Annotated in this window: 1 protein-coding gene; it reads right to left on the bottom strand. The window is 34.5% G+C overall.

Annotated elements, in window-relative coordinates; all coding sequences use genetic code 11:
* Positions 1-7: 7 nt before the first annotated feature.
* Complete coding sequence (locus CK510_RS30710) at positions 8-1,006, bottom strand: IS630 family transposase (RefSeq protein WP_095725165.1); 999 nt, start codon at positions 1,004-1,006, stop codon at positions 8-10.
* Positions 1,007-1,086 lie beyond the last annotated feature (80 nt).

Genomic DNA, 1,086 nt, shown 5'->3' with positions numbered 1-1,086 from the left:
TAAGTAGTTAGACAAAATTAATTACAAAATTTTCTCCAAATTCTTTTAAGATTTTTTCCACAGATGCAACAAAGGTTTCCCAACTTTTGTAAGCATCTATCTCAATCCATTCATACTTGATAAACCGCCATAAAATTTCAATTAAATTTAACTCAGGAGAGTAAGAAGGTAACTCAAAGATAGTAATATTACGTTGTTTCCACTCTTCAAGTTTGTCAAAAATAGCATTACTGGTATGAATAGAAGCTTGATCTGCGACAATCACTGTTGGCTTATCTACTGCGGGAAAGAAAGCATCAATACAGGCAATAACCACATCAGAATTAATACTTTGAGATGAAATATAAGTTTCCAGATGGTTATTTCTGTTCATTATTCCCAGCACATTCATTCGACGGCTACGGCGGCTCGGTATTGTCAAATATTCTCCGATATTCTGCCATCCATAGGGAACACAAGGAATCAAACAAAATCCTGTTTCATCCAAGTAATATAAATCAATTTCGCCCTCATCATCCAATCGCTTTAATTCTTCTAGCTGTGCCTTTTTGTCTTGATATTCATGGACTGGAGGTTCTCCTCCAACCCCTCTACGCATACGATGCCAACTCATAGATAACGTTTTTAGTATTCTTTGAATTGTTTTTGTACTTGTATTTATGTCCCATTCTTCTTGAATTTTTTGTTTGACCTTTTTTAATTGCCTTGGTTCTTCTTTAGTCCATTCTTTAATCTGTTCTTTTTGTAAAAAGTTAAATGTGGGTTTACAACCCCGTCCAGATTTGTTGTATAGTCCCACCATACCCAATGATTCCCATCTATTTAACCAGTTATAAATTGTCTTGCTACTTACTTGAAAAATAAGAATCAGTTTTTCCACTTTTGTTCCTTGCGAAGCCAGTATTAAGCAATGTGCCCTTTGACGCACATAATGATATCGGCTTTGCCGATAAATTCTTTCTAGTAATTTAGCCGAAAGTGAATTTATTTCCCGAATAAGTATCATTGTTAGTTATGAAAAATGCACCTCTTTTATCCTGACATGCTTTGTACTCATTTTTGTAATTAATTCTGTCCGGCTACTTA

It is taken from the genome of Brunnivagina elsteri CCALA 953 (genome assembly GCF_002289455.1).
In the GTDB taxonomy this organism is placed as follows: Bacteria; Cyanobacteriota; Cyanobacteriia; order Cyanobacteriales; family Nostocaceae; genus Brunnivagina; species Brunnivagina elsteri.
This window is presented reverse-complemented; position numbering and strand designations above follow the sequence as displayed.